The following is a 22,322-nucleotide window of genomic DNA, read 5'->3' on the forward strand; positions in this document are numbered from 1 at the left end:
CTTTTCTTTGGAACATCGGAAAAGCAAAGGCTATTTTATCAGATTCGCTTCAGAAATTCTTCTGCCTGTATCAAGGTTTCGGGCTTGCCGATATCTATCAGCTGGAGGGTGTCGGTCAGGCAACCGCCGATACGGGCTTCCTGACAGTTCTGCAGGTAGAAGTCCATGATGGAGAATTTCCCGCTCCATCCCTGGAAATAAGGGAAGAGTGTAGGGGAGATGACATGGATGCCGCTGAAGGCATAGGCCCGGTAGCGTTCGGGATCGTAGACGAAGCCTTCCGGTTTGGTTTGTCGGGTATCTTTGTTGATCCATCCGCAGAGGCGATCGGTGTCGTCAAACAGCAGGTAGCGGGATGTTTTCCTTTGGCTTGCCAATAAAGTGGCGTCGTTTCCGCTCTGGACATGGTAATCGTAAAGGGTTTTCAGATCAGTATCCGAAAGAATATCTACGTTATGGACCAGAAATGGTTCATTCCCTTGGAAGAAAGTGGATGCTTTCTGGATGCCTCCTCCTGTATCGAGCAGTTGTTCCCGTTCGTCACTGATGTGGATGGTCAGCCCGAAATGCTGGTTGGCCTGCAGGAATCCGATTATCTGTTCTCCGAAGTGGTGGATGTTGATGACGATTTCGGTGAATCCCGCAGCTTTCAGTTTCAGGATGACGTGTTCCAGCATCGGCTTCCCAGCAACGGGAACCAGGGCTTTCGGCAGGTGGTCGGTGAGGGGTTTCAGCCGGGTACCGAGTCCGGCGGCGAAAATCATGGCTTTCATCTGGCTTCAAAGATTTGTTCGATATTCTGTTCCCGGTGGATGAGCTGTACTTTCACACCGAATTTCCGGCTGATGTGTTCCGCTACGTGTTGGGCGGAATAGACAGAACGGTGCTGTCCGCCGGTACAGCCGAAGCATACGGAAAGGTTGGTGAATCCCCGTTCGATGTAGCGTTGTACATGGGCATCTACCAGCGCATAGACGTGTTCCAGGAAGCGGGTGATTTCTCCGTCTTCTTCCAGGAAACGGATGACATTTTCATCCAGTCCCGTATATGGCTTGTATCGGTCATATTTGCCGGGATTATTTACGGCACGGCAATCGAATACATAACCACCTCCGTTTCCGGTTGGGTCTTCCGGTATTCCTTTCTTGTAGGCGAAACTCATGACCTTGACGGTGAGCTGGCGTTTCTTCCGTTCGTCGGTAAACTGTTTCAGTTCCGTTAGGTTATGAAGTACTTGGCACAGATACGGATATTCCGGGAAATCGTCCTTCAGCAGTTGGCGCAGGTTTTCTACTGCAAATGGAACGCTTTGGATAAAATGTGGCTTTTTCTCGAAATAGCCACGGAATCCGTAGGCTCCCAGTACCTGAAGGGTACGGAAAAGGACAAAATGGCGAAGCTGGCTCTTGAAATAGGTTTCGTCTACCGGCTTGTATTCACGCAGGGCGTCGATGTAATGCGATACCAGTTCCATCCGGAGAGAGTCTGGCAGGTTGGCTTTGGCCTGCCACAAGAAAGAAGCCACATCGTAATAGAACGGGCCTTTACGTCCGCCCTGGAAATCGATGAAATAAGGTTCCCCATCCTTTATCATCACGTTACGGCTCTGGAAGTCGCGGTACAGGAAGGTGGCCGAGGCACTGCGCATCAGAATTTCGGCCATGTGTTCGAATTCATCTTCCAGCTTGTCTTCCTGAAACTCCAGACCGGTAGCTTTCAGAAAACAGTATTTGAAATAATTCAGGTCCCACAAAATAGTACGTCGGTTGAATTCCGGCTGAGGGTAACAAACGCTGAAGTCAAGTCCGTCAGCTCCGGCAAACTGGATGCGTGGCAACATACGCAAGGTCTTGCGAAGCAGTTCTTTTTCTTCTTCACTGAAAACCCCGGTCAGCCGTCCCTTTTCGATAGCCTTGAAGAGCTGGAGATCTCCCAGGTCTTCCTGCAGGTAGCAGCTTTCGTCTTCGGTTGCGGCATAGACTTCCGGTACCGGGAGGTTCTTTTCCTTGAAATGGCGGTCTATGGTCAGGAAAGCATGATTTTCTTCGTTGGATGTACCGATGACACCAATCAGTGTCTGTGGACCTTTCATTCGGAAATAGCGCCGGTTGGAACCGGCTCCAGGCAGTTCTTCTACGTGTTCCGGCCGGCTTCCGGTAAACGATTCATATAAGGATATGAGTGTTTCTGTTTGCATGGTCAGGTTGATTTGTTTTGATGATTCAAAAGTACGATTCTTTTTTGGAACGAGCAAGCTGACAAGTCTCTACGGTTATTCTTTTTCTTTTCAAGCCTTTGTTTAATCGGTTGTTTTAGCTACTTTTGTTCGGGAATTAAAAGAAGAATCATTATGTTTTTACATGTAAAGAATCTGATGCTGGCTGGGGCTGTTGCGCTGGCAGCCGTAGCTTGTACTCAAGAGAAGAAAACCGGTTACACCATTCAGGGAGAAGTGAAGGACGTAACTACTGGAACTGTTTATTTGAAATGTTATCAGGACGGAGCATTTGTAGATGTCGATTCGGCTGCTGTCGAAAACGGTAAGTTTATGTTCGAAGGAACAGTGACAGAACCGATGGCTTACGGATTGACTACTGTAAAAGAAAACCGTCGTCCGTTGGTATTTTTCTTAGGCAATGAACAGATTCAGGCTAAGATGGATGAAATGAATAAGAAACTGGATTTGACAGGTGCCTCTGTCAATGAAGTTTATGCTCAGAACGAGAAACTGGTGGGTGAGGAAGGTTATGACATTGACAGTCTGGTTACCGCACATCCGGCTTCTCCGGTAAGCGCGTACCTGTTTATGCGTAACTTCGCTACCCGTATGGATTATGATGGAGTGAAGGCTATCCGCGATAAGTTCGATGCTTCATTGGATACAACAGTATATGTGAAACAGATTGATGACTTGTTAGGACGGTTGGTTAACCTGCGTGTAGGCGCTACGGCTCCGGACTTTACGCTGAATGATCCGGACGGAAAACCGGTCAGTTTATCTTCGTTGAGAGGAAAGTATGTACTGGTGGATTTCTGGGCTTCGTGGTGTCCGGACTGCCGTAAGGAGAATCCGAATATTGTAGCTGCCTACAAGAAATACAAGGATAAGAACTTTACTGTGTTGGGAGTTTCATTTGACCGGAAAAAGGAACCTTGGGTAGCTGCCATTGAGAAAGATGGACTGACATGGACACATGTCTCAGACCTGCAGGGTTGGAATACTCCTGTAGCCGACTTGTATGTCATTAAGTGGATTCCGAAGAATTATCTTATTAATCCGGAGGGTGTGATTCTGGCGTCTGGTCTGGAAGGTGAAGCCTTGGATGCCAAATTGGCGGAAGTATTGAAATAATGGGGAATATATTTCTCCTTTACATCTTATCACCCAAGTTCGAAAAGTTTTTCACTTGGGTGATAATCGTTTATTGTTGTATTGACGGAACGATTTGTACCGAATGGCAAAAATCAGAAAATGGATTGAATGATTATGAAGACTGTAATCGAACACATGAGGAGTTTGTGTCCTATATCCGATGAAACGGTAGAGGAGTTGATGAAGTGTGTCACTTTGTGTCATTTCCCGAAAAGGTATCAGTTGATTCAGGAAAACAGGTTCTGTAAATATGCTTATTTTATCGAGAAAGGAATGACACGTTCTTTTTGGTTGGTAGATGGAGAAGAAATTACCACTTCGTTCTCTTGCGAAGGAGGGATTGTTTTCAGTATGGATGAACTGTATTACCAGAAGAAAAGTGAAGAGTTTGTAGAGACCTTGGAAGAGGTGGAGGCCTACCGGATAGCGTTGACAGATTTGATCCGCTTGTTTGAAACCAATCTGGAATTCTGTAATTGGGGACGGATCATCCACCAGAACGAATACCGGCGTCTGCACCGTAGCCACAAGGAAAGGTTGACTCTTCCGGCCAAGGAGCGGTACGAAGAATTCCAGAAACAGTTCCCTTATGTTTGTCAACGGACCAATCTCGGATTTATTGCTTCGTACCTGGGAATAACGCTTTCTACCTTGAGTCGTATTCGTGCCGCTTCCGACAACAACAGTTGACGGATGCTATTCTCCCATTTTCTCTTTCAGGTACTGGCCGGTGTACGAGGCGGCACATTGTGCTACTTCTTCCGGTGTACCGGCTATGACCAGATTACCTCCTTTATCTCCTCCTTCCGGTCCTAAATCGATAACATAGTCTGCACATTTGATGACATCCAGATTGTGTTCGATGATGACAATGGTATGTCCGCGGCTGATAAGGGCATCGAAAGCTTCCAACAATTTCTTGATATCGTGGAAATGTAAACCGGTAGTAGGTTCGTCGAAGACAAAGATGGTGGGTTGCGACTTCTCGATGCTCAGGAAATAGGCCAGTTTTACACGCTGGTTCTCACCGCCGGACAGGGTGGAAGAGGATTGTCCCAATTTGATGTATCCCAAGCCGACATCCTGCAACGGTAACAGTTTCTTCACAATCTTCTTCTGTCCGTGTTCCGTAAAGAATTCGATGGCCTGGTTGACGGTCATCTCCAGAATGTCATAGATGTTCTTTCCTTCGAATTTTACTTCCAACGTATCGGTCTTGAAGCGTTTTCCGTGGCAGGATTCGCATTCCAGCACCAGGTCGGCCATGAACTGCATCTCTACCGTAACCGTTCCTTCTCCCTTACATTCTTCGCAGCGTCCGCCTTCGGTATTGAAGGAGAAATAACCGGCTGTGTAGCCCATCTGTTTGGCCAACGGTTGGTCGGCAAACAGTTTTCGGATTTCATCGTAAGCCTTGACATACGTTACCGGATTGCTTCGGGATGATTTGCCTATCGGATTCTGGTCGACAAATTCGATGTCCTTGACGGCCTTCAAATCGCCTTCCAGTGAAATGAATTCGCCGGGACGGTCGCTGGCTTCGCTGTATTCCCGTTTCAATGCCTTGTAGAAGACATCGCGTACAAGGGTACTCTTGCCCGAACCGCTTACACCGGTAACGACGGTCATTACGTTGAGCGGGAAGCGTACATCGATTCCTTTCAGGTTGTTTTCCCGAGCGCCTTTGATGCCGATGTAGTTGTTCCACGGGCGGTGGCTGACAGGCAGACTGATGGTTTCTTCGCCCAACAGGTATTTAACGGTGTAGCTGTTACTGCCCTTTTTCAAGTCCTTCAAATCGCCCTGGTAGACGATTTCGCCTCCCAGACGTCCGGCTTTCGGACCGATGTCGATGATGTAGTCGGCGGCACGGATGATTTCTTCATCGTGTTCCACTACGACTACCGTATTGCCCAACTGCTGGAGTTGACGCAATACCTTAATCAGCCGATGGGTATCTCGGCTATGCAGACCGATGCTCGGTTCATCGAGGATATACAGAGAACCTACCAGGCTGCTTCCCAACGATGTAGCCAGGTTGATGCGTTGACTTTCACCGCCGGAAAGGGTATTGCTGAGGCGGTTCAGGGTAAGATAGCCCAGTCCTACATCTTGCAGGAAGTTCAATCGGTTATTGATTTCGTTCAACAGGCGTTGGGCAATGGTAGTGTCATGCTCGTCCAGTTGCAGGTTCCGGAAGAATTCCTGCAGCTGATAGATGGGCATCTCCACCAGTTCGGAGATGTTGCATCCGCCTACTTTTACGTAATCGGCTTCCTTCTTCAGTCGGCTTCCGTGGCAGGTCGGACAGACGGTCTTTCCCCGGTAACGGGCCAGCATGACACGGTATTGTATCTTGTATTGATTTTCCTCCAACATCTTGAAGAAGGAGTCGATACATACCTTTTCGCGGGGACCGTGCCATAGATAATCTTTCTGTGCCTGTGTCAGTTCGTAATAAGGAGTAAATATCGGAAAGTCATGGGCAGGAGCTTCCCGAAGGAATTCGGTGAGCCATTCGCCCATCTTTTCTCCCCGCCAGCACAGTACGGCACCATCATATACGCTCAGGGCCCGGTTCGGAATTACCAGATGCTCGTCTATACCGATAATCTTTCCGAATCCTTCGCAAGTAGGGCAAGCCCCTACCGGAGAGTTGAACGAGAACATCTGGTCCGTAGGCTCTTCGAAGTGAATACCATCCGCCTCGAATTTGGTACTGAAAGAATGCAAGCGGGTGGTTCCTTCTGGCAGGTAGAAGCGGAGCAGGCAGACACCGTCGCCTTCGAACATGGCTGTTTCTGCCGAATCAGTCAGGCGGCTCATGGCATCTTTGGTATTGTCACAGCTCATACGGTCTACCAGCAGATAAATGGTATCTTGGGCATTGTAGGTGTATTCCTCAATACGGATTATTTCTCCATTCACCTCCAGCCGATTAAACCCTTGTTTCATGTCCATTTCTATCTGTTCGGCGGTTGTACGTCCTTCACGGGGTAAAATGGGGGTCAGTACTGTATATCGGGTACCTTTCGGGTAAGAAAGCATGCAGTTGACAATATCTTCCGGGCTGTCTTTCTTGACCAGTTGTCCGCTAACCGGCGAATAAGTCTTTCCCACACGGGCAAAAAGCAGACGCAAGTATTCATAGATTTCTGTAGAAGTTCCTACTGTAGAGCGTGGGTTACGGCTGATGACTTTCTGCTCGATGGCAATTGCCGGTGGAATTCCTTTGATGAAATCGCATTCGGGTTTACTCATTCTGCCCAAAAACTGACGGGCGTAAGCCGACAGACTTTCTACGTAGCGGCGTTGTCCTTCGGCATACAGGGTATCAAAGGCAAGAGAAGATTTGCCGGATCCGGACAGTCCGGTGATAACAACCAGTTTGTTGCGTGGTATGTCTACATCGATATTCTTCAGGTTATTGACTCTGGCTCCCTTGATGGATATATATTTACTTTCAGACATGCTTCTTCCGATATTATGTGAGTATGCAAAGGTAGTGAAAGGCGAGTGGAGAGGCAAGCGAAAAACAAAGTTTTTCAGATTGACTATTCCGAGCCGCATCCTGGCTTAGGCAAAGGTTGTGAAAGGTTATTTTTAAAATCTTTGTTTTATTGTGCCCAAAGCTGAGTTTACGGTCTTATTTTTAGTTATCTTTGCCCTCCGTTAAAAAACTTATCAAAAACTATTCAATACAGAATGATGAAATTAAAATTTTTCTTGCTCTTATTGTTCGCTTGGCTAGGAAGCAGTGCCATCTTTGCCCAGATACGTTATCCCAAGCGTGAGTTCCGTGGAGCATGGATACAATGTGTGAACGGACAGTTCCAGGGAATGCCGACAGCTCAGGTGCAGCAGACCTTGATTCAACAATTGGATAACCTGCAGAAGGCAGGTATCAATGCCATTATTTTTCAGGTGCGTGCCGAAGGAGATGCCCTCTACCGTTCTTCGTATGAACCTTGGAGCCGTTTCCTGACAGGTATACAGGGAAAGGCACCTTCACCGATGTGGGATCCGCTTCAGTTTATGATTGAAGAGTGTCACAAACGGGGGATGGAATTGCATGCTTGGATTAATCCTTACCGGGCCAAGACAAAAGGTACTGGTGCCTTGTCGCCATCACATCCTGTCAACCGTTATCCGAATCTGATTGTCAGCTATAACGGTCAGCTTTATTTTGACCCGGGATATCCGGAGTCACGGAAATATATCTGTAAGATTGTACGCGATATCGTAACCCGTTACGATGTGGATGCCATTCACATGGACGACTATTTCTATCCGTATCCGAATCCGGGGGAAAAGTTCCCAGATGATATAAGTTTCGCGGCATATGGACGTGGATTCCGTAATCGGGACGACTGGCGCCGTGACAATGTGAATGTGTTGATCAAGGAAATTCACGAAACAGTGCGTGCCTGCAAGCCGTGGGTGAAGTTCGGTGTGTCTCCGTTCGGTATTTATCGGAACAAGAAGAGTGACCCGAATGGAAGCGATACCAAGGGATTACAGAATTACGATGACCTGTATGCCGATGTGTTGTTGTGGGTGAACAACGGTTGGGTGGATTACAACATTCCGCAGATTTATTGGGAAATCGGTCATCCGGCTGCCGATTATGATACGCTGATACGCTGGTGGGCGAAAAATTCTGCAGCACGTCCCCTGTTTATCGGACAGGATGTGATGCGTACAGTCCAGAAAGCGGACGTGAAGAATCCTAATCAGCATCAGATGCCGGCAAAGTACCAGTTGCAACGTTCGTTGCCAACCGTTCAGGGAAGTTGTCAGTGGTACGCTGCTGCGGTAGTCAATAATCCGGGAAAATATCGGGACCTGTTGGTTCAGGAATATCATCGGTATCCGGCTTTGGTTCCTGTATTTCCTTTTATGGATGATAAGGCACCGGGAAAGGTACGTAAGTTGAAACCGGTATGGACTGCAGACGGTTACCTCCTGTTCTGGACACCTCCGAAGGCAAAGACAGAAATGGATGAGGCGGTACAGTATGTGGTCTATCGTTTCAAGAACGGTGAAAAGATCAATATCAGTGACCCTTCACACATTGTCAAAATTACCCGGGATACTTTCTATAAGTTGCCATACGAAGATGGAAAGACCAAATACCAGTATGTGGTAACGGCTCTGGACCGTTTGCATAATGAATCGAAAACAGTGAAGAAAAAGATTAAGCTGTAAAGTCGTTCTTTGGATTGTGTAGAGGGAGAAATCCGTTGGAAAACGAGAAATCGTAGATGATTCGACAAATATAGTGTTAAATCGGATTTTTATTCGATAAGAATGTTGCGATTTAGAAGTTAAAGTGCTATATTCGTTTTCAAAGTGAGTACGGAGCGTATCTTTCGTAACAGAAAGGACTCCTTCTACGCTTCTTTGACAACCGAATTGTCCAGTGAAGGAATGGGCAGGGATTAAACAGCTTATTACTATGAAAAAGATTTTATGTACACTGGTATTGGCCATGGTAGCCATGATAGGCTTCTCACAGGCCCGGATAGACGTAAGAGCCGGTATGTCTATTACCAATCTGACAAAATCTGAAATGGGTGCAAAGGTAGGCTATACCCTTGGTGTTGGAATTGACCTTCCGGTAGCTACCTCTTTCTCTGTACAGTCTGGATTGATGTTCACCGGTAAGGGAGCTAAAGAGGGGGACGTGAAGTATACCCCTTGTTATTTGGATATTCCTATTTTGGCTGCATACAAGATGCCTATTGCCGACGATGTGAACTTTGTAGTCAATGCTGGTCCTTATATCGGTATCGGATTAGGTGGTAAAGCTAAAATAGAGGATTTCAAATCTGATTATTTCGGAGATGACGGTGCCAAACGTTTCGATTTGGGACTTCAATATGGTATAGGCGCTGAATTTGCTGACCATATTCTGTTGAATCTGAGCGGACAGTATGGCTTTATTTCTCCGTTCGAAGATTCAGATGTCAAAAATTTAGGTTTCTTCTTGACGGTGGGTTACCGTTTCTAGGAAACATATCATGGGAAAATGGAGAGAGGGTGTGTCAAAACTAAAATGACTACTCCCCAAAATTACAGATTGTAACTATAATATTTAAAAGGGTCGTATCAAACTCTGTATAGAGTAATGATACGGCCCTTTCTTTAGTTTTTTAGGATCTCAAATTTCAAATTATAAGTTCACATTTTCAAAAAATGAGTTTTGACACACCCTCTTTTGCATGTATATGGGTGGATTATTTAATTTTTTCCCGGATTTTAGCGAGATAATTGTGCATTCCTTGTGCATCTTTTTTGCTGATGATGTCCAGCAGTTCATTCAGTTCGGTACGGATGCCTTCTACCTGTGCCGGTGTATGCGGGTTGAAGAGTATTTCCTGCAGCAGGTAATCGTCTTCGTTCAATACTCCTTTGGCGATAGCCATGTGGCGTTTGAAGGTTGTACCCGGAGCATCCTGGTGTTTCATGACAGCCGCAAAGACAAATGTAGAAACGAACGGGATGGACAGGGAGTAAGCCACTGTTTCATCGTGTTCCTCGAAGGTGTATTCGAAAATGTTCAGGCCCAGCCGTTGGTACAGGTCCTTGAAGAAAATCTTTCCCAGGTGATCACCTTCCTTGATGATGATGGCGTTTTCCGTACTCAGCTTGTCCAGGCTGGCGAAGGTCGGACCGAACATCGGGTGAGTGGATACGTAGCGGAAACCGGAATTCTCATAGAATGTTTTCAGTCCGGTCTTTACCGAAGCGATGTCGCTGATGATACAATCGGTCGGGAGTACCGGAAGTACCTGACGGAAAGCCTCCAGTGTGTATTTCACGGTAGCGGCATTGATGACCAGTTCCGGCTTGAATTCGGAAATCTCGTCGATCGAGGTGAAGCGGTAGCAGTTGTACATGAACCGTAGATGCTGGGGATTAATGTCGTATACGGCTACGGTGTGTTCGAAACTCAATACATCTGAAAAGAAAGAGCCCATTTTTCCGGCTCCTAAGATCAATATTCTCATAGATTCTTATGGCTTGGTTGGCAGGGAGAGGAGCGAAGGAGGGCGAATACTCTCCTTCGCTGCTGTCTTTCCTGTCTTTTTCTGTTATTTGTTGATGATTTCCATCTGCTGACGGACACTTTCTTCGTGGATGGCTTCGAATACTTGTTTGATGAATTCGGCATCCATGCCGCACAGAGAACCTTGTGCGCCTCGTTTGTCAAGGATTTCGTTGTAACGTCCGGTCTGGAGGATGGTCATGTTATGCTCCTTCTTGAATGTACCGATTTCTCGGCAGATACGCATACGCTTGGCCAGTACTTCCATCAGGTCGTTGTCGCATTCGTCAATCTGGCGGCGGAGTTCGTTCAGGTTTTCAGTGGTCTGGTGTTCACCACGGATGACCAGCAGGTTCAGGATGTAGTCGAGTACGTCCGGAGTAACCTGTTGGGAAGCGTCGCTCCAGGCAGCGTCGGGAGTGCAGTGTGATTCAACAATCAGTCCGTCGAAACCTAAGTCCATGGCCTGTTGGCACAGCGGGGCTACCAGTTCACGTTTACCGCCGATGTGGCTTGGGTCGCACAGGATCGGCAGGTTCGGGATGCGGCGGCGCAGTTCGATAGGAATGTGCCACTGCGGAAGGTTGCGGTAGATTTTCTTGTCGTAAGATGAGAAACCGCGGTGGATGGCTCCAATGCGTTTCAGTCCGGCATTGTTGATGCGTTCCAAGGCGCCGATCCACAGTTCCAGGTCAGGGTTGACCGGGTTCTTGACAAGCACCGGTATATCCACTCCTTTCAGGGCATCGGCAATTTCCTGTACCGCAAACGGGTTGGCGGTGGTACGTGCACCAATCCACAGCAGGTCGATACCGGCTTTCAGACATTCGTATACGTGTTTGGCAGTGGCCACTTCGGTGGTGACATACATGCCTGTTTCCTTTTTCACTTCTTTCAACCAGGCCAGTCCGTCTACACCGATACCTTCAAAACCTCCCGGTTTGGTACGGGGTTTCCAGATGCCTGCGCGGAAAATCTTTATTCCTTTGTTTGCCAACTGGCGGGCAGTGCTCATGACTTGTTCTTCTGTTTCGGCGCTGCAAGGACCGGCGATTACCAACGGACGTTCGCTAGGTACGCCATCCAATACGATAGGTTGTAAATCGAGTTCCATAATGAAAGGTATTTATAGTTTTACATGATATTTTTAATTCTTTCCAAGGCTTCGGCCAATCTGTCTTCCTTGGCACAAAGCGAGATACGGATGTAACGTTTGCCGTTACTGCCGAAGATGAATCCCGGTGTGATGAATACGCGGGCTTCCTGAAGTACCTTTTCGGTCAGTTCTTCCACATCGGCATAGCTGTCGGGGATTTTTCCCCAAAGGAACATACCTACCTGTTCGGGATCGAAGGTACATCCCAGGGTAGTCATGATGTCTTCAGCCAGTTTCCGCCGGCGGCTATACACCTGAATGTTGGCCTCTTCGTGCCATTCCGCACTGTTCTGATAGGCTTGGGCGGCCGCCAGCTGCATCGGACGGAACGTACCGGAGTCAATGTTACTCTTGATTTTCAGAATCCATTGTACAAAGGTGGCGTTGGTAGCCAGGAGGCCGACGCGCCATCCCGGCATGTTGTGGCTCTTGCTCATCGAGTTGAATTCGATACAGCATTCTTTGGCTCCCGGAATGTTCAGGATGCTGATGGGTTTCTTGTTCAGGATGAAACTGTACGGATTGTCGTTGACGATGACAATGTTGTGCCGGCGGGCGAAATCCACCAGGCGTTGGTACAGTTCCAGGGTAGCGTTGGCACCGGTCGGCATGTTCGGATAGTTAGTCCACATGATTTTCACCCTACTCAGGTCCATCTGTTCCAGTTGTTCGAAATCGGGTTGCCAATGATTGTTTTCCTGCAGGTCGTAAGTTACGATTTCACTGCCCAGAATCCGGTTCAGTGAGGTGTAGGTGGGATAACCGGGATTCGGAACCAGTACCTGGTCGCCCGGGTTTACCAGAGCCAGTGTCACGTGCAGGATACCTTCCTTCGAACCGATGAGCGGTTGGATTTCGGTTGCCGGGTCCAGGTCTACGTTGTACCAGCGTTTGTACCAGTCGGCCATGGCGCGGCGGAGTTCCGGAATACCTACGGTAGGCTGGTAGCCGTGTGCATCGGCTTTCCGGGCATTTTCACACAATACCTCGATGGTTTCGGGAGAAGGCGGCATGTCCGGACTTCCGATACCTAGACTGATGACATCTTTCCCTTCTGCATTCATGCGGGCCACTTCTTTCAGCTTGCGGCTGAAATAGTATTCGCTTACGCTTGCCAGACGGTCGGCAGGCTGTATGTTATAATGTTGATTCTCCTTCTGCATATTCTCCTAAAATTTTCAGTGCTTTGGTTAATGGGGTAACGGCGTCGATGGCCTGTTTGTATCTCAAATAGTCATTGAACATGATGTCCACGTAGAACAGGTATTCCCATTCACGGCCGATAATCGGCAATGACTGTATCTTGGTCAGGTTTATCTTATAGAATGAAAAGATAGACAAGACTTGCGAGAGGCTTCCTTCGTTATGGGGCAGCGAGAAAACCAGATTGACCTTGTTGATTTTGGAGCGGTCTTTCAGTTCGTCGGCCATCCACGGGTCGCAGACCACCAGGAAACGGGTGAAGTTGTGTTTGTTGGTTTCGATGCCTTCCTGCAGTATTTTCATGCCGTAAAGTTCGGCTGCGTATTTCGAGCAGATGGCTGCATGTCCTTTCAGTTGGTTTCGGCTGATGTTTTCGGCACTTCCTGCCGTATCTTCGGTTTCCACCACCTTCAGTCCCGGATGGTGCTGCAGAAATTCGCGGCATTGCGCCAGTGCTACCGGATGTGAATTGACTTCGGTCAGGTCGTCCCAGTCTTCATCGGGCAGACACATGATGCTGTGGCTGATACGGAGCTTGTGTTCTCCGATGATGGTGGCGCCGCTGGCACGCAGCAGTTCGTAGTTGTGTAGCAGACTGCCGGCGATGGTATTCTCGATGGCAATCATGCCGATTACATTACTGTCTTTACGCATGTTTTCGAAAACATCTTCGAATGTATTGCAGCAGATCAGTTCGATTTCTTCGTCCTTGAAGTACTTGTGGGCGGCAATGTCGTGGTATGAGCCCGGTACTCCTTGAATGGCTATCTTTTTCATTGGCTTTTAGCTAAAAAAAAATCCCGTCTTCACTCGGAAGCGGGATTCGTTTATATTCTATTCTATTATTTTATTCTCTTAATATACGCATGCGAACTCCCGCTTCACTTCATTGCTAAAGTAAAAGTAAAAGAAGTAAAAAAAGAAGTATGTCGCAAAAGTTTTCATTGTTTGTTATTTTGTTATCGTTTACGCTGCAAAAGTAATACTTTTCTTTAAAAAACAAGAGATTTATGAACTTTTTTTTCTCGGATTTTTTAAATCGGGCTTGCTGGTGTTTCGAAATTCTGGAAATTTCCATTGATGAGGTTTTCCTTTTCCGGGTCCAGGCTGATGGCTTTCTTCATGTCTTCTATCGAGCCTTCCTTGTCTCCTTTCAGCAGTCTGGCTCTTCCCCGTTCCTGATAGAGTCTGGCATTTTCCGGCATCAGTTCAATGGCTTCTGTATAGTTCTCGATGGCAGCATCCAACTCTTTCAGTTCGATGTCAAGCTCTCCTTTCAGCAGGTAGGCATTTTCGTTGAAGGGATTGTTTTCCAGTACTTGGTCGAAAGCCTTGAAGGCGGCATCCTTGTCTCCCAAAGCAGCCTGGATTTTACCTTTCAGCAGTAACGCGTCTTCATTTTCCGGATGGATGGACAGAACACGCTCGATGTCTTCCAGCGAGTCGTTGGCTTGTCGCATATCCCAAAGTACTTCTGCCCGAAGCAGGTATGCTTCCAGGTAGTTTTCGTTCAGGACTGTCGCTTTGGTCAGCATGACAATGGCCTGGATGGGATTCTGCAGTCCGCGGAATGCTTGTGCAGCCATGTAATAGGCCGTAGCATTGTTTTCATCCAGCTTGATGGCGTTCTGACAGGCTGTATCCATGCTTTTATAATCTGCTTGCAGGTAACAAACGCGGGCCAGTGCCAGTTGGTTTTCGCTGCGTTCGGGTTGTATTTCTACCAGGCGGTCCAAAATGGTGCGGGCGTTGTCTGTCGCGTCGGTCTGCAGGTAGGCATTGGCCAGCAGCATCATGGTTTCCGGTTCTTCTTTCAGCCGGATGGCGTTTTCAAAACATTTGATGGCATAGGGAAGCTGGTGGATGTTGCGGGCGCGGATGCCGTCGTATTTCAATGTGTCAAAGTTCTTGTCTTCTTGTGTGGCGGTTTGTTTCTCTTCGGATGATTTTCCGCCGAATAATGATGATAGTAGACCCATGATATGATGTAGTTATGTTGTTTTTCAGCCGACAAACTTACGGAAAATCTCTGGAATATCCGCCGAATTGCAGCAGATTAACGCAACAGGATTTGATAATTAGGGAGTTAGAAGAAAAACGCAGAAGTTGGGCAGACAGTTGAAAACCGTCTTAAAGCAGATTAAAGCAAAAGAACGGTTTCCTAATCATTACCCGATGAAAGTGCAGATTTAACAGTCCCTGTTTCATTTTGCGGCGTTCTGCGCAGCTTTGCTTATCAATAGGTAACTCGTTGATTTATAGTTTTGCAACCAAAAAGAAACGAGTATGGCAAGAAGCACATTCAAGGTGCTGTTCTACGTGAACGGCAGTAAGGAAAAGAACGGAATTGTCCCCATCATGGGACGAGTTACAATCAACGGAACGGTAGCACAGTTCAGCTGCAAACGGACTATCCCGAAAGAGCTTTGGGATGCCAAAGGGAACAAGGCAAAGGGCAAGAGTATGGAAGCGAGGGAAACCAATCTTGTGCTTGACAACATCAAGGCTCAAATCATCAAGCATTACCAGCGTATATCCGACCGTGAAGCGTATGTAACGGCAGAAATGGTACGCAATGCCTATCAGGGATTGGGCGGTGAGTATGAAACATTGCTCGGTGCTTTCGATAAGGAAAATGAAGTGTTCAAGAAGCGTGTCGGAAAAGACAGGGTCAGGGCTACCTATATGGCAAGGGTACGGGCAAGAAACCATGTGGCGGCATTCATCAGGTCACATTACAAGCGGAACGACATCTCCATGCCTGAACTTACGCCCGACTTCATCAAGGAGTTCGCCGTGTTCCTTTCCAACGAAGCCGGACTGCACAACGGTTCGATATGGGAAAACTGCATGTGGCTGAAAGGTGTGGTGATGCGAGCGCATTTCAACGGACATATACCGAGAAATCCGTTTGCCCAGTTCCATATAAGCCCGAACACAAAAGAGCGTGAATATCTGACGGAGAATGAGCTGAAAACATTAATGGAATTTCAGTTCAAAGACCCTAAGAACTCCTATCTCCGTGATATTTTTGTTTTCGCCAGTTTTACCGCCCTGTCATTCGTGGATATAAAGGAATTAAACAATGACCAGATTGTGGAAGTGAACGGTGAGAAATGGATTATTTCCAAACGACACAAGACGGGTGTACCGTTTCAGGTAAAGCTGCTGGATATTCCCTTGCAGATAATCGAGCGTTACAAGGCTTTTCAGGAAAACAATCTTGTATTCCCCAATCTCAACTATTGGTCAATATGCAAGCGTATGGGAAAGATGATAAAGGAATGCGGCATCACCAAGAAAATCAGCTTCCACGTCAGAAGACATATCATTTCTTCTTACTCATTGAAAACAAGAAACTTACAAAGGTTGTCAGCTTAACAGGTAACGACTTGGAAACCAGCGGGCTTCTATATTCTGCAATGTTCTGCACTAATCAAAAGAACGCTTTTCTCATTTGCAAAAGTAGTGTTTTTATCCCTTATTACCAAAGTTATTCCCCTGAAAAATAGAGAAAATCGAACTTCCCAATAAAATTTGAGCTATCTGTTTATTTCGAGGTGGATATTCCGGCTTATCACTGTCATTTGGATAATAGAATTACAGAATGTCTTTTCCAGCCTATGAACAACCGATGCAGAAATGATTGTACATTTCTCCAAACATAGGAATATACCAATCGCCATAAGTTTATTGTGACAGTCCTTTGTTGCTTCACTACTACATTGATAGGTGGGCGCATTGTGCCACCGATTTACATCATCCAAACTCCACCCCTCTAAATCCGCACTCCATTGCTGATACTTTTATTTGAAGTTTTGCTGTTGTAAACCAGTACGACTGTGCAACAGCAAAACAGTAAACCAGCGCATCATTGAAACTATGTTGCTGCAAACCCGTGTAGAATAAATTTTCTGAATATTCGCTTCTGCCCATCATCGTTTTTACAGACCATTGGTTCGATGCGTTTGCAAACAAGCGAAGATACATTTGCCTAAAATTGCATTTCCCTATTGGTATCTAAGGCGAATTTGGCTGTAATTGGCACATATTGGCATCGAATTGACGCTATGGTTGCATTTCGGGAAAGTGAAAATCCGGTTTACGTTTCCTGCATTCTCAAATATAGCTCAGACTTGCACATCAGCCTTATCCCGGTTCTTCTTTTGAACAATTTTGGGCATCGGAAAACGATGCTTTCGGACTGGAATAACAGCACAAATTCCAATCCGTTTGCTGGCGGATTTTTTGATTTCACGAGAAATCAGCAAGGTGTCCTTCGGGTTACCCGAAGGCTTTTCGGTTACTGCCGAAAATGGCAGCAGCAAGGTATGTTTTGAGTAACTCAAAACGTTTCGGGTTACTCCCGAAGACCTTGCCGCCGGGTTGCCTCTCCGAAGTCGGGCAACCTGTTCAAACCTTGCGGTGTTCTTAGTCTATTCCTTGTACTTTATGCCGTACAATCTTATCTTATTGTACAGTGTGGTACGTCCGATACCGAGCAACGCCGCAGCCAACTTACGGTTGCCTTTTGTCTGTTCCAGCGCATGGATGATTTGTTTCTTCTCCATGTCGTTTAGCGCCAATGAAGTGTCAGCCGCCAACGGCATTTCGTCAAACTCCAACACATCCGCCGTGACCGTATCGCCTTCGGTATGCAGCACCGCCATGCGCACAACCCGTTTCAGTTCCCTCACGTTGCCGCCCCATGTATAGGCGAGCAACCGTTTCCTTGCCTCCGCGTCAAAGCCTTTCACCTGCTTTTCAAATTCCTCGTTGGCAAGTTTCAGGAAGAAATCCGCCAATGGCATAATATCCTCCTTGCACTCGCGTAATGGAGGTATGTGCAGGGTGTATTCTTTCAACCGTTGGTAGAGGTCAGCCCAGAAACGCTTTTCGGCGATGGCAGTCTGCAAGTCCTCGTTGGTGGCGGCGATGATACGCACATCAGCTTTCTTGTCCTTGCTGCCGCCCGTGGGCCTGTACCGTTTGGCTTCCAACGCGCGGAGCAGCATCTGTTGCACTTCCGGTGGCAGGTTGCCTATCTCGTCAAGGAACAACGTGCCTCCGGAGGCTTCCTCCCAGAGGCCTTGCTTCTCGTGTATCTTCTCGGCGATTCCCTTGCCCCGCTCCCCGATTTTCCCTATCTTCGCCGAAAAACAATCAATTATGCCCACATCGACATTCAAAGCCCGATTGCCGCACGATGCAGCCACCATTTGGAACATCATAACTTCTTCCTATGATTATCACTGGCGCAGTGACATCGCACGAATTGAAAAATTGTCTGAACATCAGTTTATGGAATATACCCACTCCGGCTATGTCACATTATTTACTATTACAGCCTTCCAACCTTTTGAACGGTATGAGTTTGATTTAGAGAATGAGAATATTAAGGGACATTGGTGTGGTTTACTTTCCGAAAGGAATGGGCAAACCGAAATCATATTCACAGAAACCGTTTTCGCCAAGAAATGGTATCTGAAACCATTCGTCAAAATATATCTTCGGAGGCAGCAATCCGTTTATCTGAAAGATTTGCGTCAAAAACTTCTTGAATCAGTACGATAATTTGACAAAATCTTCCTATCTTGCGGTCAGTATTAACCTGTCTGTAGAACCACTCGGAAGTGAGGCAGGATAAGTCCGGGACTTATGCCACATCAGTTCCGGACTCATGTAGGATGAGTTCCGGACTTATCCCAACCCCTCTCCGGAGACCATCGGACACAAAATAAAACATGTATGGCGTATTACCGCAAGATTCAAAAGAAAATCAATGGCAAATGGTATCCGCAAAGCGTGACCATTGGCAAACCCGTTCAGACGAAAGAAGTGGCGAACCGGTTGGCGGACTTGTCCGCATTAAGCCCCGGCGATTGCTACTCGATGTTGGGAAACCTCGGCAAAGTATTGGGCGAGTTTATGAACTCCGGGCGCACGGTGAAGCTGGACGGCGTGGGGACATTCTACTACACGGCGAACACCAGCGGTCAGGGCGTGGATTCGGAAGAGGAAGTCAGCGCAAAGCAAATCGTCGGCACGCGCGTCCGTTTTATTCCCGAAGTGGCACGCTCAGTGGGCGGTCAGGTCAGCACCCGGTCTTTGGTGAGCGAAAACACGTTCTGGGAGGAGCTGAAACTGGATTCGTCCGCTTCGTCTTCGGGCGGGAATGACGATGAAGGGGTGACGGAGAACCCGCTGGGCTGACGACAAGCCTAAAATTTTTCCGTAAGCACTGTCGTTCCGGGCGACGATGCTAAAAAACTTTTTCAGGTCTTGTCCTCAGCGGGGACAGGGCTTGAATTTTTCTGCAACCGCTGTCCCCGCCGGGGACAACGCCAAAAATCTTCCGCAAGCTTCGTCCGAGGTCTCGGTCAGCACTTATAATTTTCCGCAAGCCTCATCCGAGCCTCCGACGACGCAAATCCGGACGGATTAGCCTTGTCCGAGGCATTTTTCGAGGCATACATTCCATATATAATTTCCATACATCAAAAATATTTATTCTTTCAATGCTTCCTGATTAAAATACCCAATGTTTCAACGCATGGTAAACTCCGTTCTCGTCTACCGGATCCGTCACATAGTCTGCAATGGCTTTCAGTGAATCGTTTGCATTCCCCATAGCCACACCGATGCCAGCCCGTTCAACAATGGGAATGTCGTTGCCTCCATCGCCCAATGCCATCGTTTCCTCAATCCTGATGCCTTGATGGGCTGCAATAGCCAAAAGTCCGTTCCCCTTGTTTACATTCCTTGCCGTGATGTCGGCAAAGTCGGGATACCAGCGGCTGGACTCACATCCCGACAGTAACGGCATTAATTGTTTTTCCTCTGTTTCCGGAATCACTGCCACTACCCAATATCGCTTAATGTCTACCATTTTGATAAGTAATCCGTTTGTAGTCCGCTAAAAGAATCTTACCTTTGTTGCCATAAACAAATAAAGATGAATCGCAAAGACACTTACGGCATATACAACAACACGGCGGAGCATATTTCTCTCCTGAAATACTCCAAAAGCTCGTGCGGCGTGGACTTCCTGCTGAACACGGCGGAAAGCACGGAGAAGCGGGGCTGGTTCGATACGGACAAGCGGTATCGGACTGACTTCTTCGAGTTCTATTTCTTCCGCAAGGCGGAGGGGCATCTCTTTTTGGCGGGCGAACGGATTGCACTGCATCCCGGTATGTGGCTCGTCATTTCGCCTTTCCAGTTGCAGGAATGGCACGTGGAGTTGGACAAACTGGACTATACGTTCCTTGTCTTTCAGGAGGAGTTTGTGAACAATTTCCTCTCGGACAAGTATTTCATGTACCGTCTGCTTTATTGCTACCAGCACGATTATCCCACTTGGTTCGATATGCCGGAGGAAGAAGCCTACCCGTTGCTCGACTTGTTACAGAAGATGAAGCAAGAATTGCGCAATCCGATAGCCGACAGTTACCACCTGATTGTCGCCTACCTCTATCAGTTCCTTCTGTTGCTAAACCGCATTTACGCTCATCGTTTCAACTTGCCGTTTGCCCTGCCGCTGAACAACTACGCCTACCAGTACAAACAGCTCTTGGAAAAGAACATTTGCGACAAGGCGCGTGTGGCGGACTATGCCGAAATGATGGGCATCAGCCGTGTGTCGCTCAACAAGGCGGTGATGCGCGAGTTCGGCCTCTCGGCAGTGCATCTGCTGAAGCAACGCCTCCTGCAAGAGGTGAAGAACGACCTGCTTTTCTCCAATCTCTCCGTCAAGGAAATCGCTTTCCGCCTGCACTTCTCCGAGCCGAACCACCTGATGCGCTTCTTCAAGCAGATGACGGAGCAGACCATCAGCGAGTTTCTTGCGGAGATGAACCGTGAGGATTAAAGACTGTATGCCTCTTATTTCTTGAGCCTTATTTTTTCGTGGTAGAAATAGTTCACGATGACAGGCTTTCCTTTTTCCGAGCGTCCGTAAGGCAAATCGTTCACCCGATAGGGAAAGCCTTGCGTTTGTGCATACCGGGATATGTCCTGTTCCAATGCTTGCCAGTAATCAAGCCTTTTCTTGTTGTATATTTCCTCATATAATGGGAAGAGTTCGGGATGCTTCTCACGGATATATGCCATTATCCCTCCTTTGAATTGCCCGCGCAGGTTCAGGTTTTCAAGCCATATCAAATCGGCATATCCTTTCACTTCCTCGATAATCGCCTTCACATCGGTTATTCCCGGAAATATGGGCGAGACGAAACACACGGTACGGATGCCTGCCTCATAGACTTGGCGCATCGCTTTCAGGCGGCGTTCTATGCTCACGGCGTTGTCCATATCAACACGGAACTGCTCGTCAAGCGTATTGACCGACCACGACACTGTTACCTTGGGAAAACGTTTCAACAAGTCGAGGTCACGCAGGACGAGGTCGGACTTCGTGCATACCATAATCTCGGCGTTGCTTCCACGCAGTTCTTCGAGCAGCCTGCGGGTACGGCGGAATTGTTCCTCATTGGGGTTGTAACCGTCCGTCACAGAACCTATTACAATGCGTTCACCGTCATATTTGTGCGGATTGGCTATCGGTTTCCAGTTCTTCACGTCCAAAAACTCGCCCCACGCCTCTGTATGTCCGGTGAAGCGTTTCATAAACGATGCGTAGCAATACTTGCAGGCGTGAGGACAGCCCACGTAAGGATTGACCGAATATCCGCCGACTGGCAGCGCAGATTTTGTCATAACGCTCTGTACGTCTATTTCCTTGATTGTTTCCATTGTTTACAACTCAAGGCTCTCCCCGTCTTCCGGTATAATCAGTCGGCTCATATCCGCCCCGTGGTGGCGGGCTTCGTTACGCAGGATTTCGCGCGTGGTCTGGCAATGGTCAATGGCATCCATATGCACGGCTATCAGTTTGATGTGTGCGGGGAGCGTGTCGAGCATCGCCATCACTTCCTGCTCGTCGGGGATGATGCAGCCGTCCGTCTTGGAAAATTCGGGGAACACCGCACCGCCGCTGTTTACTACAATATAGTCGGGACGGTATTTTTCCACGGTTTCAAGGATGCACGGTTCCCATTTGCAGTCGCCCATTATATAAATGGTCGGAAGTCCCTCCGCCATCAACACATAGCCTGACACGGGTCCCATCATCTGACCTATCTGACCGAAACCGTGATGGCCCGTGGTGCGGTGGATGGTCAGTTCGCCTATTGTCTTGCTCTTTTCAATTGCTTCCACATTCGTAAAACCGTCCTGCACGAGGGTATCCTTGTCTTGCGGCTGGGTGTAGAAAGGAATGTCTTTCGGCAGATGTTGTTTCACGCTCGGTTCATAATGGTCAATGTGGTTGTGTGTGAGCAGTACCATATCCACGCCCTCGGTGATTTCGCTGATGGGCATTACCAGATGCACTCTCGGACTCTTGTACACGCCGAGAGCGGATTGCAGGGTTCCTTTGTCGGCAAATACGGGATCAACAAGAATGGTGTGTCCTGCATAATTGATTTTCAAGGTGGCGCTGCGCACCAACCGGATAATAGCTTTCTCGTTCATAATGT

General features: G+C 47.7%; 19 protein-coding genes and 1 pseudogene. 7 read left to right on the forward strand and 13 right to left on the reverse strand.

Features of this window, described 5'->3' with window-relative positions; translation table 11 throughout:
- Positions 1–38 precede the first annotated feature (38 nt).
- Together C510_RS0114905 and C510_RS0114910 are read right to left on the reverse strand one after the other, a co-directional pair.
- A complete protein-coding gene (locus C510_RS0114905) occupies positions 39–773 on the reverse strand; it encodes a nucleotidyltransferase family protein (RefSeq protein WP_018712074.1) in 735 nt (244 codons plus the stop codon).
- A complete protein-coding gene (locus C510_RS0114910; protein WP_025892685.1) occupies positions 770–2,197 on the reverse strand; it encodes a RapZ C-terminal domain-containing protein in 1,428 nt (475 codons plus the stop codon). Before C510_RS0114910 ends, C510_RS0114905 begins: the two co-directional genes overlap by 4 nt.
- A gap of 153 nt (positions 2,198–2,350) precedes the next feature.
- Between C510_RS0114910 and C510_RS0114915 the strand changes: the two genes are divergently transcribed.
- Together C510_RS0114915 and C510_RS0114920 are read left to right on the forward strand one after the other, a co-directional pair.
- A complete protein-coding gene (locus C510_RS0114915; RefSeq protein ID WP_018712076.1) occupies positions 2,351–3,352 on the forward strand; it encodes a TlpA disulfide reductase family protein in 1,002 nt (333 codons plus the stop codon).
- 135 nt (positions 3,353–3,487) lie between these two features.
- Positions 3,488–4,063, forward strand: coding sequence for a Crp/Fnr family transcriptional regulator (locus C510_RS0114920; RefSeq protein ID WP_025892683.1), 576 nt, complete (start codon positions 3,488–3,490; stop codon positions 4,061–4,063).
- Between the two features lie 6 nt (positions 4,064–4,069).
- Here the strand turns inward: C510_RS0114920 and uvrA are convergent, their stop codons facing one another.
- Positions 4,070–6,844 (reverse strand): excinuclease ABC subunit UvrA, encoded by a 2,775-nt coding sequence (gene uvrA / locus C510_RS0114925; protein ID WP_018712078.1) that lies wholly within the window; start codon positions 6,842–6,844, stop codon positions 4,070–4,072.
- Between the two features lie 237 nt (positions 6,845–7,081).
- Here uvrA and C510_RS0114930 point away from each other — a divergent pair, with 237 nt between their 5' ends.
- Positions 7,082–8,581, forward strand: coding sequence for a glycoside hydrolase family 10-like protein (locus C510_RS0114930; RefSeq protein WP_025892682.1), 1,500 nt, complete (start codon positions 7,082–7,084; stop codon positions 8,579–8,581).
- A gap of 250 nt (positions 8,582–8,831) precedes the next feature.
- Entirely contained in the window at positions 8,832–9,386 is a 555-nt protein-coding gene (locus tag C510_RS0114935; RefSeq protein ID WP_018712080.1) for a porin family protein, read from the forward strand.
- 226 nt (positions 9,387–9,612) lie between these two features.
- On the opposite strand, the gene C510_RS0114940 is transcribed toward C510_RS0114935, so the two are convergent.
- From C510_RS0114940 to C510_RS0114960, 5 genes are all read right to left on the reverse strand, one after another.
- Positions 9,613–10,386 (reverse strand): prephenate dehydrogenase, encoded by a 774-nt coding sequence (locus C510_RS0114940; RefSeq protein WP_018712081.1) that lies wholly within the window; start codon positions 10,384–10,386, stop codon positions 9,613–9,615.
- 84 nt (positions 10,387–10,470) lie between these two features.
- Positions 10,471–11,538 (reverse strand): bifunctional 3-deoxy-7-phosphoheptulonate synthase/chorismate mutase type II, encoded by a 1,068-nt coding sequence (locus C510_RS0114945; RefSeq protein ID WP_018712082.1) that lies wholly within the window; start codon positions 11,536–11,538, stop codon positions 10,471–10,473.
- A 20-nt stretch (positions 11,539–11,558) separates the two neighbouring features.
- The gene (locus tag C510_RS0114950) at positions 11,559–12,743 is read right to left on the reverse strand and encodes a pyridoxal phosphate-dependent aminotransferase (protein ID WP_018712083.1); all 1,185 of its coding nucleotides are present in this window, start codon (positions 12,741–12,743) and stop codon (positions 11,559–11,561) included.
- Complete coding sequence (locus C510_RS0114955) at positions 12,718–13,560, reverse strand: prephenate dehydratase (RefSeq protein WP_018712084.1); 843 nt, start codon at positions 13,558–13,560, stop codon at positions 12,718–12,720. The genes C510_RS0114950 and C510_RS0114955 overlap by 26 nt, the downstream gene beginning before the upstream one ends.
- Before the next feature lie 257 nt (positions 13,561–13,817).
- Positions 13,818–14,762 carry a tetratricopeptide repeat protein gene (locus C510_RS0114960; protein WP_018712085.1) on the reverse strand — a complete coding sequence of 315 codons (945 nt, stop codon included), beginning with the start codon at positions 14,760–14,762 and terminating at the stop codon, positions 13,818–13,820.
- 307 nt (positions 14,763–15,069) lie between these two features.
- On the opposite strand from C510_RS0114960, the pseudogene C510_RS0114965 reads away from it, so the two are divergent.
- Positions 15,070–16,131: pseudogene (locus tag C510_RS0114965) on the forward strand (site-specific integrase); the annotation flags it as partial.
- Between the two features lie 782 nt (positions 16,132–16,913).
- On the opposite strand, the gene C510_RS0114975 reads toward C510_RS0114965, so the two are convergent.
- Both C510_RS0114975 and C510_RS16705 read right to left on the reverse strand, forming a co-directional pair.
- Entirely contained in the window at positions 16,914–17,132 is a 219-nt protein-coding gene (locus tag C510_RS0114975) for a hypothetical protein (protein ID WP_154651996.1), read from the reverse strand.
- Between the two features lie 87 nt (positions 17,133–17,219).
- Complete coding sequence (locus C510_RS16705; RefSeq protein ID WP_018712088.1) at positions 17,220–18,014, reverse strand: sigma 54-interacting transcriptional regulator; 795 nt, start codon at positions 18,012–18,014, stop codon at positions 17,220–17,222.
- Positions 18,015–18,531: 517 nt separating this feature from the next.
- On the opposite strand from C510_RS16705, the gene C510_RS0114990 reads away from it, so the two are divergent.
- Positions 18,532–18,996: an HU family DNA-binding protein gene (locus C510_RS0114990; RefSeq protein ID WP_018712090.1), complete on the forward strand. Its 465-nt coding sequence runs from the start codon at positions 18,532–18,534 to the stop codon at positions 18,994–18,996.
- A gap of 316 nt (positions 18,997–19,312) precedes the next feature.
- Here the strand turns inward: C510_RS0114990 and C510_RS16710 are convergent, their stop codons facing one another.
- Complete coding sequence (locus C510_RS16710; RefSeq protein WP_025892675.1) at positions 19,313–19,672, reverse strand: HAD hydrolase family protein; 360 nt, start codon at positions 19,670–19,672, stop codon at positions 19,313–19,315.
- 66 nt (positions 19,673–19,738) lie between these two features.
- Here C510_RS16710 and C510_RS17635 point away from each other — a divergent pair, with 66 nt between their 5' ends.
- Positions 19,739–20,653 (forward strand): helix-turn-helix domain-containing protein, encoded by a 915-nt coding sequence (locus tag C510_RS17635; protein ID WP_018712092.1) that lies wholly within the window; start codon positions 19,739–19,741, stop codon positions 20,651–20,653.
- A 14-nt stretch (positions 20,654–20,667) separates the two neighbouring features.
- Here the strand turns inward: C510_RS17635 and C510_RS0115005 are convergent, their stop codons facing one another.
- Together C510_RS0115005 and C510_RS0115010 are read right to left on the reverse strand one after the other, a co-directional pair.
- On the reverse strand, positions 20,668–21,537 hold the full coding sequence (locus C510_RS0115005) for a radical SAM mobile pair protein B (protein WP_018712093.1): 870 nt from the start codon (positions 21,535–21,537) through the stop codon (positions 20,668–20,670).
- A gap of 3 nt (positions 21,538–21,540) precedes the next feature.
- Entirely contained in the window at positions 21,541–22,317 is a 777-nt protein-coding gene (locus C510_RS0115010) for an MBL fold metallo-hydrolase (protein WP_018712094.1), read from the reverse strand.
- Positions 22,318–22,322: the final 5 nt, after the last annotated feature.

Origin of the sequence: Phocaeicola barnesiae DSM 18169 = JCM 13652 (assembly GCF_000374585.1) — a bacterium.
In the GTDB taxonomy this organism is placed as follows: Bacteria; Bacteroidota; Bacteroidia; order Bacteroidales; family Bacteroidaceae; genus Phocaeicola; species Phocaeicola barnesiae.

What these genes read in the sequence shown, in the direction of transcription:
- C510_RS0114905 (WP_018712074.1), bottom strand. Translation starts at nt 773, where the DNA reads ATGAAAGCCATGATTTTCGCCGCCGGACTCGGTACCCGGCTGAAACCC.
- C510_RS0114910 (WP_025892685.1), bottom strand. Translation starts at nt 2,197, where the DNA reads ATGCAAACAGAAACACTCATATCCTTATATGAATCGTTTACCGGAAGC.
- C510_RS0114915 (WP_018712076.1), top strand. Translation starts at nt 2,351, where the DNA reads ATGTTTTTACATGTAAAGAATCTGATGCTGGCTGGGGCTGTTGCGCTG.
- C510_RS0114920 (WP_025892683.1), top strand. Translation starts at nt 3,488, where the DNA reads ATGAAGACTGTAATCGAACACATGAGGAGTTTGTGTCCTATATCCGAT.
- uvrA (WP_018712078.1), bottom strand. Translation starts at nt 6,844, where the DNA reads ATGTCTGAAAGTAAATATATATCCATCAAGGGAGCCAGAGTCAATAAC.
- C510_RS0114930 (WP_025892682.1), top strand. Translation starts at nt 7,082, where the DNA reads ATGAAATTAAAATTTTTCTTGCTCTTATTGTTCGCTTGGCTAGGAAGC.
- C510_RS0114935 (WP_018712080.1), top strand. Translation starts at nt 8,832, where the DNA reads ATGAAAAAGATTTTATGTACACTGGTATTGGCCATGGTAGCCATGATA.
- C510_RS0114940 (WP_018712081.1), bottom strand. Translation starts at nt 10,386, where the DNA reads ATGAGAATATTGATCTTAGGAGCCGGAAAAATGGGCTCTTTCTTTTCA.
- C510_RS0114945 (WP_018712082.1), bottom strand. Translation starts at nt 11,538, where the DNA reads ATGGAACTCGATTTACAACCTATCGTATTGGATGGCGTACCTAGCGAA.
- C510_RS0114950 (WP_018712083.1), bottom strand. Translation starts at nt 12,743, where the DNA reads ATGCAGAAGGAGAATCAACATTATAACATACAGCCTGCCGACCGTCTG.
- C510_RS0114955 (WP_018712084.1), bottom strand. Translation starts at nt 13,560, where the DNA reads ATGAAAAAGATAGCCATTCAAGGAGTACCGGGCTCATACCACGACATT.
- C510_RS0114960 (WP_018712085.1), bottom strand. Translation starts at nt 14,762, where the DNA reads ATGGGTCTACTATCATCATTATTCGGCGGAAAATCATCCGAAGAGAAA.
- C510_RS16705 (WP_018712088.1), bottom strand. Translation starts at nt 18,014, where the DNA reads ATGATGTTCCAAATGGTGGCTGCATCGTGCGGCAATCGGGCTTTGAAT.
- C510_RS0114990 (WP_018712090.1), top strand. Translation starts at nt 18,532, where the DNA reads ATGGCGTATTACCGCAAGATTCAAAAGAAAATCAATGGCAAATGGTAT.
- C510_RS16710 (WP_025892675.1), bottom strand. Translation starts at nt 19,672, where the DNA reads ATGGTAGACATTAAGCGATATTGGGTAGTGGCAGTGATTCCGGAAACA.
- C510_RS17635 (WP_018712092.1), top strand. Translation starts at nt 19,739, where the DNA reads ATGAATCGCAAAGACACTTACGGCATATACAACAACACGGCGGAGCAT.
- C510_RS0115005 (WP_018712093.1), bottom strand. Translation starts at nt 21,537, where the DNA reads ATGGAAACAATCAAGGAAATAGACGTACAGAGCGTTATGACAAAATCT.
- C510_RS0115010 (WP_018712094.1), bottom strand. Translation starts at nt 22,317, where the DNA reads ATGAACGAGAAAGCTATTATCCGGTTGGTGCGCAGCGCCACCTTGAAA.